At 33.3% G+C, this 16,542-nt stretch carries 13 protein-coding genes; 5 read left to right on the top strand and 8 right to left on the bottom strand.

Going from position 1 to position 16,542, the window contains the following annotated elements:
* Positions 1 to 121: 121 nt before the first annotated feature.
* Positions 122 to 889 carry a sulfite exporter TauE/SafE family protein gene (locus EV145_RS04320; protein WP_133524000.1) on the bottom strand — a complete coding sequence of 256 codons (768 nt, stop codon included), beginning with the start codon at positions 887 to 889 and terminating at the stop codon, positions 122 to 124.
* Between the two features lie 126 nt (positions 890 to 1,015).
* Here EV145_RS04320 and EV145_RS04325 point away from each other — a divergent pair, with 126 nt between their 5' ends.
* Positions 1,016 to 1,537 (top strand): hypothetical protein, encoded by a 522-nt coding sequence (locus EV145_RS04325; RefSeq protein WP_133524001.1) that lies wholly within the window; start codon positions 1,016 to 1,018, stop codon positions 1,535 to 1,537.
* Between the two features lie 76 nt (positions 1,538 to 1,613).
* Here the strand turns inward: EV145_RS04325 and EV145_RS04330 are convergent, their stop codons facing one another.
* The 3 genes from EV145_RS04330 to EV145_RS04340 form a co-directional block, all read right to left on the bottom strand.
* On the bottom strand, positions 1,614 to 2,513 hold the full coding sequence (locus tag EV145_RS04330; RefSeq protein ID WP_133524002.1) for a patatin family protein: 900 nt from the start codon (positions 2,511 to 2,513) through the stop codon (positions 1,614 to 1,616).
* 180 nt (positions 2,514 to 2,693) lie between these two features.
* Entirely contained in the window at positions 2,694 to 4,754 is a 2,061-nt protein-coding gene (locus EV145_RS04335; RefSeq protein WP_133524003.1) for a M1 family metallopeptidase, read from the bottom strand.
* A gap of 8 nt (positions 4,755 to 4,762) precedes the next feature.
* Complete coding sequence (locus EV145_RS04340; RefSeq protein WP_133524004.1) at positions 4,763 to 5,401, bottom strand: transposase; 639 nt, start codon at positions 5,399 to 5,401, stop codon at positions 4,763 to 4,765.
* 95 nt (positions 5,402 to 5,496) lie between these two features.
* On the opposite strand from EV145_RS04340, the gene EV145_RS04345 reads away from it, so the two are divergent.
* On the top strand, positions 5,497 to 6,231 hold the full coding sequence (locus EV145_RS04345) for a diphthine--ammonia ligase (RefSeq protein WP_208110897.1): 735 nt from the start codon (positions 5,497 to 5,499) through the stop codon (positions 6,229 to 6,231).
* 117 nt (positions 6,232 to 6,348) lie between these two features.
* Here the strand turns inward: EV145_RS04345 and EV145_RS04350 are convergent, their stop codons facing one another.
* Positions 6,349 to 6,891 carry a DUF1697 domain-containing protein gene (locus tag EV145_RS04350; RefSeq protein ID WP_133524006.1) on the bottom strand — a complete coding sequence of 181 codons (543 nt, stop codon included), beginning with the start codon at positions 6,889 to 6,891 and terminating at the stop codon, positions 6,349 to 6,351.
* A gap of 228 nt (positions 6,892 to 7,119) precedes the next feature.
* On the opposite strand from EV145_RS04350, the gene recG reads away from it, so the two are divergent.
* Entirely contained in the window at positions 7,120 to 9,228 is a 2,109-nt protein-coding gene (recG, locus tag EV145_RS04355; RefSeq protein WP_133524007.1) for an ATP-dependent DNA helicase RecG, read from the top strand.
* Between the two features lie 351 nt (positions 9,229 to 9,579).
* Here the strand turns inward: recG and EV145_RS04360 are convergent, their stop codons facing one another.
* From EV145_RS04360 to EV145_RS04370, 3 genes are all read right to left on the bottom strand, one after another.
* The gene (locus EV145_RS04360; RefSeq protein ID WP_133524008.1) at positions 9,580 to 10,182 is read right to left on the bottom strand and encodes a PAS domain-containing protein; all 603 of its coding nucleotides are present in this window, start codon (positions 10,180 to 10,182) and stop codon (positions 9,580 to 9,582) included.
* Positions 10,183 to 10,267: 85 nt separating this feature from the next.
* Positions 10,268 to 11,128, bottom strand: a complete 861-nt coding sequence (locus EV145_RS04365; RefSeq protein WP_133524009.1) for a hypothetical protein — start codon at positions 11,126 to 11,128, stop codon at positions 10,268 to 10,270.
* A gap of 24 nt (positions 11,129 to 11,152) precedes the next feature.
* Entirely contained in the window at positions 11,153 to 11,749 is a 597-nt protein-coding gene (locus EV145_RS04370) for a thioredoxin fold domain-containing protein (protein ID WP_133524010.1), read from the bottom strand.
* 530 nt (positions 11,750 to 12,279) lie between these two features.
* On the opposite strand from EV145_RS04370, the gene EV145_RS04375 reads away from it, so the two are divergent.
* Both EV145_RS04375 and EV145_RS04380 read left to right on the top strand, forming a co-directional pair.
* Positions 12,280 to 13,338 (top strand): efflux RND transporter periplasmic adaptor subunit, encoded by a 1,059-nt coding sequence (locus EV145_RS04375; protein ID WP_133524011.1) that lies wholly within the window; start codon positions 12,280 to 12,282, stop codon positions 13,336 to 13,338.
* Between the two features lie 90 nt (positions 13,339 to 13,428).
* The gene (locus tag EV145_RS04380) at positions 13,429 to 16,527 is read left to right on the top strand and encodes an efflux RND transporter permease subunit (RefSeq protein WP_133524012.1); all 3,099 of its coding nucleotides are present in this window, start codon (positions 13,429 to 13,431) and stop codon (positions 16,525 to 16,527) included.
* The last annotated feature ends 15 nt before the right edge of the window (positions 16,528 to 16,542 follow it).

Raw genomic sequence — 16,542 nt, forward strand, 5'->3', positions numbered from 1 at the left:
ATCGGGGCTATTAAACAAACAATTGGCTTTTTTAAGTTGCTTAGATTCTGAGATGCTAAGGTTCTAAGATTATGCCACAAATTTTCTACACAGCAATAAAAAAAATCAGAACCTTAGCATCTTACCTAAAAAACACATCATAAGCAAACCGAATCAACGTTCCAACTACAACTACCAAAAAGAAAATCCTAATAAAACCATTTCCTTTATTAATTGCCAGTTTTGCACCAAGCCAGCCTCCAAGTCCGTTGCTTACCGCCATTGGAATCGCGATTGACCAGATTATTTTTCCTTTGATCATAAACAAACAAATCGAACCAAAATTAGTCGCCAGATTTACCATTTTAGCATTTGCGGAAGCGTGCAAAAAATCAAAACCTAAAAGTGCGATAAAAGCAACTACAAAAAAACTTCCAGTTCCTGGGCCTATAAATCCGTCATAGAAACCAACAATCATACTAATAACAACTGCATAAATAATCTGAGTTGTTTCCGAATGATCTTTTGCAACATGCTGACCAAAATTTTTCTTTGCATACGTATAAACAAACAACAATGACAAGACTACAAGCAAAAGCGGTTTCATAAAATCATTGCTTACCATTGTCAAAATGGTAGAACCCAAAAATGCCGATGGAACTGCCAAACACATCATTATGATTAATAGTTTCCATTGAATAACCACTTTCTTTAAATATTGAAAAGCTGCAAAAGCCGTTCCGCTGAAAGCCGGTATTTTCAAAGAACCAATTACGGTCGAAACTGGCAAATTAGGCAATAAAATTAATCCCATTGGAGTTTGGATTAGTCCGCCACCGCCAACAATTGCATCGATAAACCCAGCTGCAAACGCAGCTAAACAAAGAAAAAATATTATGTATGAATCCATTAAAAGTAGTATTGTGCAGATTTTGAAAACTAGTTGCAAAAATAAGTTTTCCGTTTTGTTTATTACCAAAAATTTAAAACGGATTTCTCCTCAAAAAGTATATTTTTGCTAAAAAATTTAACCCAAATGGATTTTACAAGAATTATAGAATTAGCCAGTTATACTTTGCCTGCAATTGTAACAGGATTTGTTGCCTACAGTTTTTTTGAACTGCATATTAAAAACAATGATAAAAAGAGTGCTTTTTTATTGAATAGAGACTATCAAAAACAATCATTGCCAATACGTTTACAGGCTTATGAGCGTATGACTTTATTTTTGGAGCGTATAAATTTGACTAAGTTATTAATTCGAATCGCGCCAATTTCGCAAAATAAACACGATTATGAAAACTACATAATCGATCAAATTGAACAAGAATTTGAGCATAATTTAACGCAGCAAATTTACATGTCTGACGAATGCTGGACGATTATCACAACTGCAAAAAATGCTACAATCCAAATGATTCGTAAAGCTGCAATGAGCGATAAAGTAGAAAATGCCGATAAATTGCGTGAAGTAATATTGAATGATTTATTAGAAAAACAATCACCGAGTAATGCTGCTTTAGGATATATAAAAAATGAAGTTGCTGAACTTTGGTAGAAATAACGTTTTAGACTGCAGATTTTAGATTTTAGATTACCGAAACAATCTAAAATCTAAAATCTGAATTCTAAAATTACCTATTATCACTCATAACTTCAGACTTATTCTGAGCATATTCATAACCTTGTTCCCACCATTCTTTCATTACTTCTTTATTAAAAATCAAAGCATTATCAGTAAGTTTGGTTGGTGTGTAATATAAGTTAAGTTTTACATTCTTGTTATTTGCCATAAGTTTTCCTATAGCAATATCATGTTTTTCAACCTGATCTAAAGCAATTCGGAATAAATCAATCATTAATGAAAACGGATTTTTACCGATAACGGTTTTATCCATATTCACTTCAGTTTCCAATATAATTACATCGATTTCTGTTGCCCCGCGATTAATCGCTTCACGAATTGGTACTAAACTAGAAAATCCGCCATCGCCATATTCAAAGTTATTGCGTTCAACCAAACTCATAAACGGTACATAATTACTTGAAATCCAAGACCAATCGCAAAATTCCTCATAAGTACAATCTTTAACCGATTTATATTCTGATTCGTTTTTTGTAAAATTGGTAACCGTAACCACAACATCGGTTTTTAATTTCTTAAGTTTATTAAAATCCGAAAGTGAGAAATTATTCTGAATGTATTTTTTCAAGCCTTTACTTTCACCAAAAGTTCTCTTTCCTTTAAAAAACTGTCTTAGCACATTAAAGTGATTAATAGTCACAATATCAACACCTTGTTTATTTTTAACTACAAACGGGCAAATATTAAAAATGCTTCCCATTGTAACATTAGTATAAACCGAATGAATTTTTCTAATATGTCCCAAAGCTAAATGCGGAATAAGCAAGCTTCCTGTAGAAGTGCCTAAAAACAAATCGTATTCATGATTTTTCTCTTCGATTAAATACTGCGCAACTCCTCCGGCGAAGGCGCCTTTACTTCCGCCGCCAGAAATAACTAATGCTCTCATATGTGGTATTGTAGTTTTTTTTAGAAGATAGATAAAAGAATAAAGAGCAAAGACTTTTCTATTCGTTTAAATCTTTACTCTTGCTTCTTTATTCTATTCTCTATATTCTATTCTCTATATTATTCTATATTCTATATTCTATATTCTATACTCTTTTCTCTTGCTTCTCGCTTCTTGATTCTATTCTTTCAGCAAACGATTCAACTGGAACTGCTCATCGGGGGTCAAATTAGGCAAAATTCTTTCAAACGAGGCACGCATTTCTGAATTTTTTAATAACAATCTTATTGTTTCTCTTCCAAATTTTGAAAACTGCCACATATGATGCGTTGTAGCCGAAACTAAATTACTCAAAACCTGATCGTTAATAATTTTGAAGGCTATTAACTTTTCAAGCGCATTTTGTCTCGTAGTAGCTTCATATTTAGTGGACGAAAAACCAATTAATTCGGCAACAAGTTCATCTGGATTATTGGCATAATTGGTTGTTGATAGCGCAAGCGAAAGCCACATAGTACGAAGGTTGTAATCATTAAAACCAATCCAGTCTTTTGAGTTGTTCAAATACTCGTTTCGATGATCTGGAAAATTTCTCCAAAGCCAGTATAAGGCAATTTCTTGTGTTTGATATGATTGGTCGTTTAAAAGCGTTTCATATTCTGACCTAAAATCATCTGGAATTTTGGTCAAAGTTTCTGCAACCGTTTGACGAATCTGAATGTTGTTTGTCTGCATGGCTAAAAGCAGTAGATCTTTTTTTGCTTCATACTTATCATTTTCTAATTGATCAACAATTGCTTCTTTTACTGTATGATAAACATCCGAATTTAAAGTTTTTATAAAGAAATCTCTTTTTTCTGCTAAAGGCGTTTTTTTCAATTTATCGACTTCAAGTCTCACCTGAATTGCTTTATTTTTACTCAATAAAGCATTCGCTGTCGGCGTATCAAACAACGTCGATTCCAGCCAGGTTTTCTGAAATTTATCCAAATCAAAATCAGATACTTTTTTAATTTCGTTAAAGAAATTTTCCGTATTTACCGTTTGATAAGCATATTTTTTCAGATAACTTTTTATTGCTTTTTTAAATGCTTTATCTCCAATTGATTCATGAAGAACAAACAACGCCCACGCTCCTTTTTCGTAAAAAGTAAGCGAACTTGCCTTTGGATTCAAAACCGGAATAGAATCGGTTCTTGAAGCAAACTTTATTTGCTGCGCAGTATCATAAAGTTTGGAATAAAAATAATCATCACCAAAAATTTCGCGCTCTGCAAGCGCTGCGTAATAAGTTGCAAAACCTTCTTGAAGCCAGTGATGCTTACTACTTTCGGCCGTTATTAAATTACCAAACCAATGATGTGCCAACTCGTGCGCATCTACATTAGTATAGTTTCTGTCGGTAAATCCAATTGAATCCACCACATATCGCGTTGCAAAAAGTGTCGAAGTTGTATTTTCCATTCCGGCATATAAAAAATCGCGAACCGGAATTTCCCTATAAATTTCCCATGGATATGAAACACCAATTTCTTTTTCTAGAAAATCAAAAATGCGTTTTGAATATCGAAAGGTCGGTTCAAAACGAGCTGCATCTTTATTTTCCAAATAATATTCAAGTGGAACATTCGATTTCGATTTCAAACTTTTTTTATCATATTTTCCAATCGCAAGCATCAAAACGTAAGAGCTCATGGGGTTCTCCATTTTGTACTGCCAATGAAATAAGTTGTCTTTTTTAGTTTTATCTTTTAAAATCCCATTCGAAACAACCTGATATGCGGCATCATAAGATATTCCCAAATTAAAAATCAGTTTTTCATTAACGTCATCAAAACTCGGAAACCAATTGCTTGTATATCGTCCTTGGCCTTGTGTCCAGATTTGAACATCTTTTCCTTCAATATCTACAAAATATAAGGCTTGTTTTGGTTTTGCAGTATATTCAAAAGTTAAATGATTTTCTCCTTTTTGAAAATTGCCAATAAGCTGTAACTGCTTGCCTGAATTAACAAAAACGACGTCTTTTTTATTGATTTGCACTTTAGAAAATTCCATGTTTTTAGCATCAATTTTTATGGTGTCAATCGGTTTTAAAATCATAAAGCCGTAATCTACAATACCAGAAATTGATTTTTCTTTGGTATTTAAGGTTAATTCTCCTGAAGCAGTTTTAAAATCAACAAATTGGGTTTGTTGTGCAAAAATAAATCCAGTAAAGAGCAAAAATATGTATTTCATTGAAAGTTTTATTTTAAGGAATCTGTTTCCCAAGATTGCGGATTATTTTTAATGTAATCATAAATTATTTCGAATCGTTTATAATTCCTAACAATATGATCATGATAATTAGTTTGCCAAATTGATTCAGTTTCATTTATTTGTTTTGTTGTAATTGATTTAAAAATAGCAACAAATGATGAAATAGAATTGGGTTTTCTAGACAAATTTGATTCGTTCGAGAATTTTGACAACGATTGATTCTGTAGAGACGCACAGCAGTGCGTGTCCGCAACGTTTGTCGTCAAAGACATATTATGTTCTGTTGTCGATATGCTGGACGGAGACGCACTGCTGTGCGCCTCTACGATATGTATTGTGGTTTGAAATTCGATTGGATTTTGAATTTCTATCAATAAATGAATATGATTTGGCATAATAATCCAATTATGAAAAAACCAATTTTTACGAATAGTAATTGATTTTAAAAGTTCTTTCTCAATAACCTTTCCATTTTCATTTAAAATCATTTTACTGTTTTCAATCGTTCCAAAAATACATTCTCTATTTTTAGCAACCATTGTAATAAAATATACAGCTTCACTTGAGTAATCCCAATTCTTCAATCTGGCTGAATCGGTTTTAAATTTATCTTTATATAATGACATATTTTGGCGTGTAAACTTCCAAAGTTACAAACCTTTCATCAACAAATAGAATGAAATTTGTAAGTTTACCGCATAAAAAATACCAAATCGTGTCAATACCAAAAAAAGCATTATTCAACTGGAGCAGCGGAAAAGATTCTGCCCTTTCTTTGTACAAAATTCTTCAGAATCCGGATTATAAAATCGAATATTTAGTTACCAGTGTGAATCAGCAATTTCAGCGAATTTCAATGCATGGTATTCGCGTAGAATTGCTAGAATCTCAGGCAAAAAGCATCGGAATACCATTAAAAATTCTTGAAATTCCTGAAATGCCAACTATGGAAGTTTACGAAAACGTAATGACAAAAGCCTTGACAGAATTAAAAGAAGAAGGTATTTCGCATTCGGTTTTTGGTGATATTTTTCTTGAAGATCTACGCAAATATCGTGAGGATCAATTAGCAAAATTAGGTTTTAAAGGTGTTTTTCCAATTTGGAAAGTTCCGTCTCACGATTTGATTCAGGAGTTTATTTCGCTTGGATTCAAAACGATTGTGGTTTGTGTAAACGAACGTTATTTAGATAAAAGTTTTGTGGGAAGAATTATCGATCAAGATTTCATAAACGATTTACCAGAAAATGTAGATGTCTGTGGCGAAAACGGCGAATTTCACACTTTTGCTTTTGACGGCCCCATTTTCTCTGAGCCAATAAACTTTGAAATTGGAGAAATTGTTTATCGCAAATATGAAAAACCTCAAAATGAAAATTCATCAGATACTGCTTGTGATACAAATAGTTCTGATGCTTTTGATTATGGATTCTGGTACTGCGATTTGATTGCTTAATAATATGAAAAAGTTTGCCACGAATTACACGAATTCACACAAATCAATTCGTGAAAATTAGTGGGATTTGTGGCAAAAACACTTCTACTTTGCTCATTTTAAAATCATTAGATTCTGTTATTCTTCAGAATACATAGCCAGCAAATTTGTAACTGTATTCCAGTTTCGCATTGTTACAATAACATTCAGCTTTTTCTCGATGTATTTGCCTTCCAATCTAGTTTTTCCCGCACCAATAGCGTATTTAATAAAAATTCTATTGCCATCAATACTGGCTTCATCAGGTTTAAACTGACTGATTTTTAGATCATTTATATTTTCTTTTTTTAATTCAGTTGAAACAAATGCAACGTACAGCTTTTTAGTATCTAAATCTTTTTCCTTTAAATACGGACTGTTTTTAAAACACATTTCTAAATCTTCTTTAGCAATTACAATCACAGGAACTTCATGTCCAAAAACCTTGAAAATTTCCTGTTTAATCATGAAACCAACTTTTGACGCTTCTTCTTCGCTATCAACAAAAACATTTCCGGATTGCAGGTATGTTCTGATATTTTGAAATCCCATGTTTTCCAGCATTGTTTTCAAAGCTTCCATTTTCATCATATTATGACCCGAAACGTTGATGCCGCGTAAAAGAGCTAAGTGTGTTTTCATTTTTTTGAAATTTATACTTCAAAGATATTATTATATGTTTGATTTCAAATAAATCAATTTTCAAATTTCCTAATTAAAATCTATCTTCGCTTTTCCAAAGAGAAAGAAAATAGAGTATAGAATAAAGAGAATAGATTTTTGTCTATATACCTTATTCTATACTCTATTTTCTAAAATCAAAAATCTCAGCCCGTCTAAAAATCTAACAATCTAAGAAGTCTAAAAAAAATGTCTAATAATCTTCTTGAAACTCCAATCGAATACTTAAAAGGTGTTGGCCCGAGCCGCGGTCAATTGCTTCGCAAGGAATTGGGAATTCATAAATATGGGGATTTGGTTAATTTTTTTCCGAATAGATATATTGACAGAACGCGTTACTACAAGATTAATGAATTGCAAAATACAGGAAGTGAAGTTCAGATTATTGGAAAAATAATCAATATCAAAACTGTTGAGTTTGCTAAAAACAAAAAACGTTTAGTCGCATCTTTCGTCGATGACACTGGGCAAATTGACCTGAATTGGTTTCAAGGACATAAATGGATTCGGGAAAGTTTAAAACTGAATGAACCGCTGGTCATCTTTGGAAAATGTTCTTTATATGGAAGTCAGTTTAGTATGGCTCATCCTGAAATTGAGTTATTAACCGAACATGAAAGAAGCCTTCGTTCTGCTATGCAACCGGTTTATCCTTCAACAGAGACACTTGCAAACCGCGGAATATCCAACAGGACAATTAATAAACTGATGGAACAATTGTTTATTGAAACTCAGGCTTTGTTTACTGAAACTTTTCCTCCCTACTTAATTGAAGAATTGAAGTTAATTCCGAAGAAAGCGGCTTTATTTAATATTCATTTTCCAAAAAGTACCGATGTTTTGGCGAAAGCCCAATTCCGATTGAAATTTGAAGAATTGTTTTTTATTCAGCTTCAATTAATAACTAAAAATTTAATTCGAAAGCATAAAATAAAAGGGCATCCGTTTACCAAAGTTGGTGAATTATTCAATGAATTCTATAAAAATCACTTGCCATTTGATTTAACCGGCGCCCAAAAAAGAGTGATCAAAGAGATTCGTACCGATATGGGAAGCAACGCCCAAATGAATCGCTTACTGCAAGGAGATGTTGGTTCCGGAAAAACGATTGTCGCTTTTATGAGCATGCTTTTGGCTATCGATAATGGCTTTCAGGCTTGTTTGATGGCGCCGACGGAGATTTTGGCTAATCAGCATTTTATTGGATTGTCTGCTTTTGCAAATAGTCTGAATATCAATATCCGAATTTTAACTGGCTCGACTAAAACATCCGAACGAAAAATTATTCATGAGGAACTTGAAAACGGAAGTCTGCAAATTATAATTGGGACTCATGCTTTATTAGAAGATAAGGTAAAGTTTAAAAATTTAGGCCTTGCGGTTATTGACGAACAGCACCGTTTTGGCGTGGAGCAAAGATCCAAATTATGGAAGAAAAATGATATTCCGCCTCACGTATTAGTAATGACGGCAACTCCTATTCCGAGAACTTTGGCGATGAGTTTATATGGAGATTTGGATATCTCTGTAATTGATGAATTGCCTCCAGGCAGAAAACCAATTCAGACGGTTCATCGTTACGACACAAACCGACTAAAAGTCTGGAAATTTCTTCGTGATGAAATTGCTTTGGGAAGACAAATTTATATTGTTTATCCGTTAATTCAGGAATCTGAAAAAATGGACTACAAAGACTTGATGGATGGTTACGAAAGTATTTCACGAGATTTTCCGTTGCCACAATATTCGATTTCTATTTTGCATGGAAAAATGAAACCCGCAGATAAAGACACTGAAATGAAACGTTTTTCTGAAGGCAAAACAAATATTATGGTTGCCACAACCGTAATTGAAGTTGGTGTAAATGTACCAAATGCCAGCGTTATGATTATTGAAAGTGCCGAACGTTTTGGATTATCGCAATTGCATCAATTACGCGGGCGCGTTGGCCGTGGTGCTGAACAAAGTTATTGTATTTTGATGACCGGCCATAAATTAAGTTCCGACAGCAAAACCCGAATGGAAACAATGACAGGAACCAATGATGGTTTTGAAATTGCAGAAGTTGACTTAAAACTTCGTGGTCCGGGCGACTTGATGGGAACACAGCAAAGCGGTGTCTTGAATCTACAAATTGCTGATATTGTAAAAGACAGAGAAATTTTGTCTTTGGCAAGAAACTATGCCATGAAAATTTTAAAAGAAGACAGCGCACTTCAAAAACCCGAACACGCAGTTCTGAAAGCCGTTTTTATTGAGCTTACTAAAAAGAAGAATATTTGGAATTATATATCTTAATCTAAGATGCTAAGGTTCTGAGAAACTAAGATACTGAGATACTAAGATACTAAGATACTGAGACACTTAGATATTTAGATACTGAAGTTCTAAGTTCGCATAGCTTTCGCCTTCGCTCAGGATGATACTCGGATTGATTTAGATTTTAAACTTTATTTGTCACTTTATTTTTTGCAGTTTTGAACTAAAAAAGACTAAGCAACTTAGCCTCTTAGCAACTTTAAAAAAAACTTCACTGCATCAAACTTTACAAAATATTCAATTAGCATTTCTAGGTGATTAGATTTGTTGGGGGACAAATTCAGCATTGAAGATTTTGACTGATACAGCAAAGTTTTTTTTAATTTATACTTATTTTTTAGGATTGTCTTTCTTTTCAAAAAGTCCGCTGAACAAACCTTTGCTTACTTTATTTTTATCATCTTTTCCAGTTGCAATAAGATGATCGATATATTCCATATATGTTTTTTTGCGTTCTTCTAAAAAACCAACTAAATATTCCTCAGACGCTGACATTCCGCTAGCTTCTTCAATATGCAGTAGTTTTTTGTACAACGGCTCAATAAATTTGACCACAATATCCTCAGGAACAGACTTTCTAGTTCCAAAATAACCTACAATTTCTCCATTTGAATCGGCAATAATTTTAAAATCGGTAATAACCCAATAATATCTGCCAGTTTTCGACATGTTTTTGATGATGACATGAATATTTTTACTCGCTTTAATACTATCCCACAAAAATTTAAAAATTACTTTAGGCATATCAGGATGACGTATTATGTTATGAGGCTGTCCAATGAGCTCAAATTCATCATAGCCAGAGACGTCAATAAAATCTTCATTGGCATATAAAATGGTTCCTTTTGTATCAGTTTTACTGAGTAATACTTTATTCTTGTTCCAATCAACTTCTCTGTCGGATGGAGTTGGGCGGGTAGTTCTGGTATCCATAAATTTCTGCATTTAAAAATTAACATGTTACGTTGCTACGTAAACTATTAAATTTGATAAAAATATTATTGTTAAGTTTGTTTAATTAATGTGAAGTCTTGCCACTAACTGATTTAAAATGAATATCATTAACCAGATCATCAATCTTTTTAGCGCTTTCTCTCATCATTTCTAAATAACTCAAAAGCTGATCATTGTCTGTGTGGCCTTTAGAAACATCAATAAGTTTTAATACTGAACTTACGGGCATTTTTAAATCTAAAGTTGTTTTATGGATAAAATCATTGTACTCTTTTGTCGCCGACATTGAACTGAATTTTGCCGACGCTAATTTGATGTTTTCCAATTCGTATTCATCAGAAATTTTAGAAATATGATTTTGGCTATGCGCTTTAAAATAATACGCCCAGTATCCATTCATAAAAAACACCGCGCCAGCTAAAACCACATGTACTAAAAAGGTCTCAACATCAAAATTTACTTGAGAAAAATAGATCTGCAGGCCATTTGCATCATTATAAACATAATTTTGAAGATAAGCCAATGCACCATGGTGCAAAATTACTAAAAGAGTAAGCGGAATCTGCAATTTCCAATTTTGATAAATAATTAAAATTGTACTGGCTACAAATACCGTAAAATGCATTTCAAACAAACCATGCATTTGATAAATATACTGTGCCATAAAAATTGCCAATACAACCGAAAGCACGTATTGATAAAATTTAGAATTTTTGATAAAGAATTTGGCCGAATAGTAAGCCAGCAAATTCAGCGTCCCTACTCCTGCACCAATTTCCCAAGTATCATATTTAAAAGATAATGCAATTCCAAGAAGGAAATAAACAGCAAGAACATAATTAATAATAACATCCGATTTTTCTGTCATTGTTGACACAAAACTATGCAGGTAGTCCTGCTCATTTAAACTAGCTTTTCTTTTCATAAATTAGGTAATTTAGGGTTAGATTTATTTAGTGCATTTTGGTAATGAACATCCATAGGCTCTTAGAGCCAAAGCATCAAATGAAGGGGCATTTGTATGACTTAATAAAGAATCGATGGCCTGCTGTGCATAATTCGTTTCGGCATCTGTGCAATATCTTGTTTTGTTGTAATTGCCACGAAAATATAAATTTTGCGAGCCATCAATCAAAACGGCTTGAGGAGTTGAAAAAACACCACAGCTTTTTGCTATTTGCTGGTCAAAGTAAACAGGAATTTTAGCTTTAAACTTCTTCTGAATTTCTTCAATAGTGACGCTCTTTTCATTATTGATCACAACAATTTTAAAATTAACACGGTCACCATATTTTTTAATCAATTCGCTTACATGAGGAACATTAAAACGAGAACAAGGACACTCTGGATTAAAAAAATGAAGAAAAACGGGTTTTTGATCTATTGTGCAGCATTTTAAATCAATTTTACTACCCATTGCAACTGCCTGGTAATCCTTCGGCATTGGTGTTGGCAAACTATACTGAAATTCGTTCTTCCAAAACAAAACCGAAATAGCTGCAAGAATCAAAGAAAACCATAAACCAAGAAGTAATTTTTTCTTCATAAATAAATAGATTTAATTTAAAAATATAAACAGTTGTTAATTTTGAAATTTTATTAACACGAAAATTTTAACTCTAAACAAATAAAAAACCTACATTTATCATGATCAACTACAGAAAAAACGGCTAAAATTGCATAAAAACGCAACTGTTTGTTTAACCTTATCAATGTTACAAATAAAATCGATAAAGCACAAAATAAATCAGATAAAATACATGTAAAAAAAACACATGTAATCTTTTTCCTAAATTAATTACGGGTATTTTTACGTTTTTAACAAATAAAAACTGATAAATAAAATTATTATATTTTAGAAGTAGCTGGGAATAAAATGGTTAAAAGCAAAAACAATATTTTTTATGTCCCAATATTAAACCATTGTAAACAAAAACAGTCTAAATGATAAGCAAAGCAAAAACTTGTACATACAAATGTTAAATTAAGAGGAAGCTCTTTCGTTTTCGTGTCAAAAAGTTAAATTTGTAAGCTTACTAAAAAAAACACCAAAAAAATACATTTACCTCAAAATTTATGAAAGTAAAAAATCTAATTTATGCCTTGCTAGTTATCGGACTTGGAGGATTTATTGCTTACCGAGTGGTATCAAATAAAAGCAAAAATGACGAATCTAAAAAGTTTGGCGACAAAGACAAGCCAACAACTGTTACGGGCATTGTCGTAAAAACTGCTGTTTTTGATAATAATTTATCATTATCAGGATCGATAGAAGCAAATGAGCAGATTGAAATAAGAAGTGAGGTTTCAGGAATTGTTGAAGGTATCTATTTTAACGAAGGAAGTTACGTGAATAAAGGTCAAGTCCTTTTCAAGGTAAATGATATTGAACTAAGAGCACAACTGCGTCAAGCACAAACCCGAGAAGGTCTGGCTGGCGAAAATGAAAGGAGAGCAAAATTACTTCTTCAAAAAGAAGCCATAAGCCAAGAAGAATTTGATGTTGCAAATGCTGATTATGCTTCTGCAAAAGCACAGACTCAATTAATAAAAGCACAAATTTCAAAAACATCTGTAAAAGCGCCTTTTTCAGGAAAAATTGGTTTGCGCTCTATTTCTCCGGGAACTTATATTACGCCAACAATATTAGTAGCAAAATTAGTGAACACAGGCAAATTGAAAATTACTTTTTCTATTCCTGAAAAATATGCTGCACAAGTAAATAATGGATCAAACATTGATTTCACTGTTTCTGGTTCAGACAAAGTTTACAATGCTAAAATATATGCTATAGAGCCTGAAATTGCTGTTGCTACACGTACACTGCAAATTAGAGCTATTGCAGACAATATGGATGGAAAACTTTTCCCTGGAACTTTTGCCGATGTAAAGTTGCCGTTAAACATTATTAAAGATGCAATTGTTGTTCCGTCTGAAGCAATCGTTCCTGTACAAGATGGAAAAAAAGTTTTTATCGCAAATATGGGCAAAGCCAAAGAAGTTATGGTTGAAGCAACTACACGTACTGATGCTTCTATTTTAATTTTATCAGGTTTAAAAGCTGGTGATACTCTTGTTACAAGCGGTGTTATGTCATTAAAAAATGACGCTCCAATAAAAGTTAAAATAAAATAGTCGTAAGTCAAAAGCCGTAAAGTCAAAGTTTAAAAATTAGAAATCTAAAATTTATCCCGAGACTTCGGAACTAAAATCTAAAATCTCATTATGAGTTTATCAACCACAAGTATAAGAAGACCCGTTTTAACGATTGTACTGAATCTTTTGATTATTTTATTCGGTTTCATTGGTTATACATTTTTGGGTGTTCGAGAATTCCCTTCAATTGACCCGGCACAAGTTTCTATCAGAACAAATTATACCGGAGCCAATTCTGATATTATTGAATCACAAATTACAGAACCTCTTGAAAAAGCTGTAAATGCTATTGACGGAATTAGAAATATTACTTCATCAAGTAATCAAGGAAGCAGTAATATTACTATCGAGTTTAATTTAGATAAAGATTTAGAAGAAGCCGCGAATGATGTTCGTGACAAAGTTTCTCAAGCCATCAGAAGTTTGCCACAGGATATTGATGCACCTCCAGTTGTATCCAAAGCCGATGCTGATAGTGATGCTATCATTTCGATGACCGTGCAGAGTGATTCACGAAATTCTCTTGAATTAAGTGATTATGCCGAAAATGTAATTTCGCAACGTTTAGAAACGATTCCCGGCGTCAGCGGTGTACAAATTTGGGGACAAAAACGTTATGCAATGCGTTTATGGATTGATCCTGCAAAACTTGCCGCATACGGTTGCACCGTAGCTGAAGTCCGCACTGCTTTAAATGCTCAGAATGTAGAGCTTCCATCAGGTAAATTGACAGGTAATAACACTGAACTTACTGTAAAAACCATTGGAAATTTATCAAAACCTGAAGAATTCAACAACATTATTATTCGTACTGACGGAGATAAAATTGTTCGTTTAAGTGATATCGGTATTGCGACATTAGGTCCAGAAAATATCGAAACAAAATTAAGCCAGTCTGGACTTCCAATGATTGGTTTGGCAATTGTTCCGATGCCAGGAGCCAATTATTTAGATATTTCGGCTGAATTTTATAAAAAATATGAGGCTTTAAAAAAGGATCTTCCAAAAGATATTAAACTGAATATTGCACTTGATAATACCATTTTTGTAAAAAAATCGGTTCTTGAGGTTGCTGAAACACTTGGAATTTCAATCATTCTGGTAATTATCATTATTTACTTATTCTTTAGAGACTGGGCAATTGCTTTCAGGCCTTTAATTGATATTCCGGTTTCCTTGATTGCTACGTTTTTTATCATGTGGCTATTCGGATTCTCAATTAATGTATTGACTTTATTAGCAATTGTACTGGCCACAGGTTTAGTGGTAGATGATGGAATTGTGGTTACCGAGAATATCTTCAAAAAAGTCGAAGAAGGAATGTCACCAATTGAAGCTGCAATTAAAGGTTCAAATGAAATTTTCTATGCTGTAATTTCGATTTCAGTAACTTTAGCAGCAGTATTCTTGCCTGTAATTTTCTTAGAAGGTTTCGTAGGCCGACTCTTTAGGGAATTTGGTGTAGTAATTGGAGCTGCCGTATTAATTTCGGCTTTCGTTTCGTTGACGTTGACACCTATGTTAAATGCCTATTTAATGAAAGGTGGCGAGCAGAAAAAATCTAAATTCTATATTAAAACTGAACCATTTTTTGAAAAGATGAACAGCACCTATGCCGAATCTCTTTCAAAATTTATGGATAAAAAATGGATAAGTTTTCCAATCTTGATTGTTTGTTTTGGACTGATTTACTTGTTCTTTACGATTCTTCCGAAAGAAACTGCTCCGTTGGACGACAGAAGCTCTGTAACAATGCGTATGACAACCCCTGAAGGTTCATCATATGAGTACACAGACCGTTTCATGCAGGAAATTTCAAAATTAGTCGATGATTCTATTCCAGAGAAAAAAGTGAGTTTGGTTATTACCGCACCCGGTTTTGGAGCTTCGGCAACGAACACAGGTTTTATCAGACTTTCATTGAAGGAAGCAGATGAGCGAAAAGCTTCTCAAAAAGACATTGCTGATAAATTAACAAAATGGACTAAAAGATATCCGGAAGCTAAAACTGCCGTTCTTCAACAGCCTACAATTGCTGTAAACAGACGTGGAGGTTTACCAATTCAGTACGTTATTCAGGCTCCGAATTTTGAAAAACTGAGAGAAAAAATTCCTCTTTTCATGGAAGAAGTTGGAAAAAGCGATGTTTTCTCAACAACAGACGTAAACTTAAAATTCAACAAACCAGAAATTAACGTTAGCATCAATCGTGAAAAGGCCGAAAGTTTAGGAATTTCGATTTTAGATATCGCACAGACTTTACAGCTTTCTTTGAGTGGACAACGTTTTGGTTATTTTATTAAAAACGGAAAGCAATATCAGGTTATTGGTCAGTTTGATCAAAAAGACCGTTCAAAGCCATTGGATTTAACTTCAATGTTTGTTAAAAACAATAAAGGCGAATTAATTCAGATGGACAACGTTGTAAATGTTGAGGAACAAAGTAATCCGCCACAATTGTATCATAACAACCGTTATATGTCGGCTACAGTTTCTGCAGGTTTAGCTCCAGGAAAAAGTATCAGCGACGGTATTCAGGAAATGGACCGAATCAAGGCTAAAGTTTTGGACGAAAGTTTCACAACAGATTTGAGTGGAGAATCGAGAGATTTCGTAGAAAGTAGCTCGAATACTTCGTTTGCTTTTGGTTTAGCTTTGCTTTTGATCTTTTTGATTTTGGCAGCGCAGTTTGAAAGTTTTATTGATCCATTCATTATTATTTTAACAGTACCAATGGCGGTTGCAGGAGCTTTATTTTCACTATGGCTTTTCAATCAGACATGGAATATTTTCAGTCAGATTGGAACCGTAATGCTTATTGGATTAGTAACTAAAAATGGTATTTTGATTGTCGAATTTGCGAATCAGCTTCGTGAACAAGGCAAACCAAAACTAGAAGCAATCCTAGAAGCATCAGAAGCGCGTCTTCGTCCAATTTTAATGACCAGTTTAGCAATTGCATTAGGAGCGTTGCCAATTGCAATGTCTCTTGGAGCAGCTTCAACAAGCCGAATTGGAATGGGAGTTGTAATTGTTGGAGGAACTATTTTTTCTCTTGCTTTGACACTTTTTGTAATTCCTGCCATTTATTTAATGTGGTCAAAACAAAGAAAACATTATCCAGAGTTTGATCATATTGACGAATACGAAAAAGAAAGTATAAAATAGTAGCTACAAAATCAT

Origin of the sequence: Flavobacterium sp. 245, from assembly GCF_004362055.1 — a bacterium.
In the GTDB taxonomy this organism is placed as follows: domain Bacteria; phylum Bacteroidota; class Bacteroidia; order Flavobacteriales; family Flavobacteriaceae; genus Flavobacterium.

Excerpts from the sequence above, each read along its gene's own strand:
- EV145_RS04370 (WP_133524010.1), bottom strand. The coding sequence starts at position 11,749 with ATGAAGAAAAAATTACTTCTTGGTTTATGGTTTTCTTTGATTCTTGCA.
- EV145_RS04325 (WP_133524001.1), top strand. The coding sequence starts at position 1,016 with ATGGATTTTACAAGAATTATAGAATTAGCCAGTTATACTTTGCCTGCA.
- EV145_RS04335 (WP_133524003.1), bottom strand. The coding sequence starts at position 4,754 with ATGAAATACATATTTTTGCTCTTTACTGGATTTATTTTTGCACAACAA.
- EV145_RS04360 (WP_133524008.1), bottom strand. The coding sequence starts at position 10,182 with ATGGATACCAGAACTACCCGCCCAACTCCATCCGACAGAGAAGTTGAT.
- EV145_RS04365 (WP_133524009.1), bottom strand. The coding sequence starts at position 11,128 with ATGAAAAGAAAAGCTAGTTTAAATGAGCAGGACTACCTGCATAGTTTT.
- EV145_RS04320 (WP_133524000.1), bottom strand. The coding sequence starts at position 889 with ATGGATTCATACATAATATTTTTTCTTTGTTTAGCTGCGTTTGCAGCT.
- EV145_RS04340 (WP_133524004.1), bottom strand. The coding sequence starts at position 5,401 with ATGTCATTATATAAAGATAAATTTAAAACCGATTCAGCCAGATTGAAG.
- recG (WP_133524007.1), top strand. The coding sequence starts at position 7,120 with ATGTCTAATAATCTTCTTGAAACTCCAATCGAATACTTAAAAGGTGTT.
- EV145_RS04380 (WP_133524012.1), top strand. The coding sequence starts at position 13,429 with ATGAGTTTATCAACCACAAGTATAAGAAGACCCGTTTTAACGATTGTA.
- EV145_RS04330 (WP_133524002.1), bottom strand. The coding sequence starts at position 2,513 with ATGAGAGCATTAGTTATTTCTGGCGGCGGAAGTAAAGGCGCCTTCGCC.
- EV145_RS04375 (WP_133524011.1), top strand. The coding sequence starts at position 12,280 with ATGAAAGTAAAAAATCTAATTTATGCCTTGCTAGTTATCGGACTTGGA.
- EV145_RS04350 (WP_133524006.1), bottom strand. The coding sequence starts at position 6,891 with ATGAAAACACACTTAGCTCTTTTACGCGGCATCAACGTTTCGGGTCAT.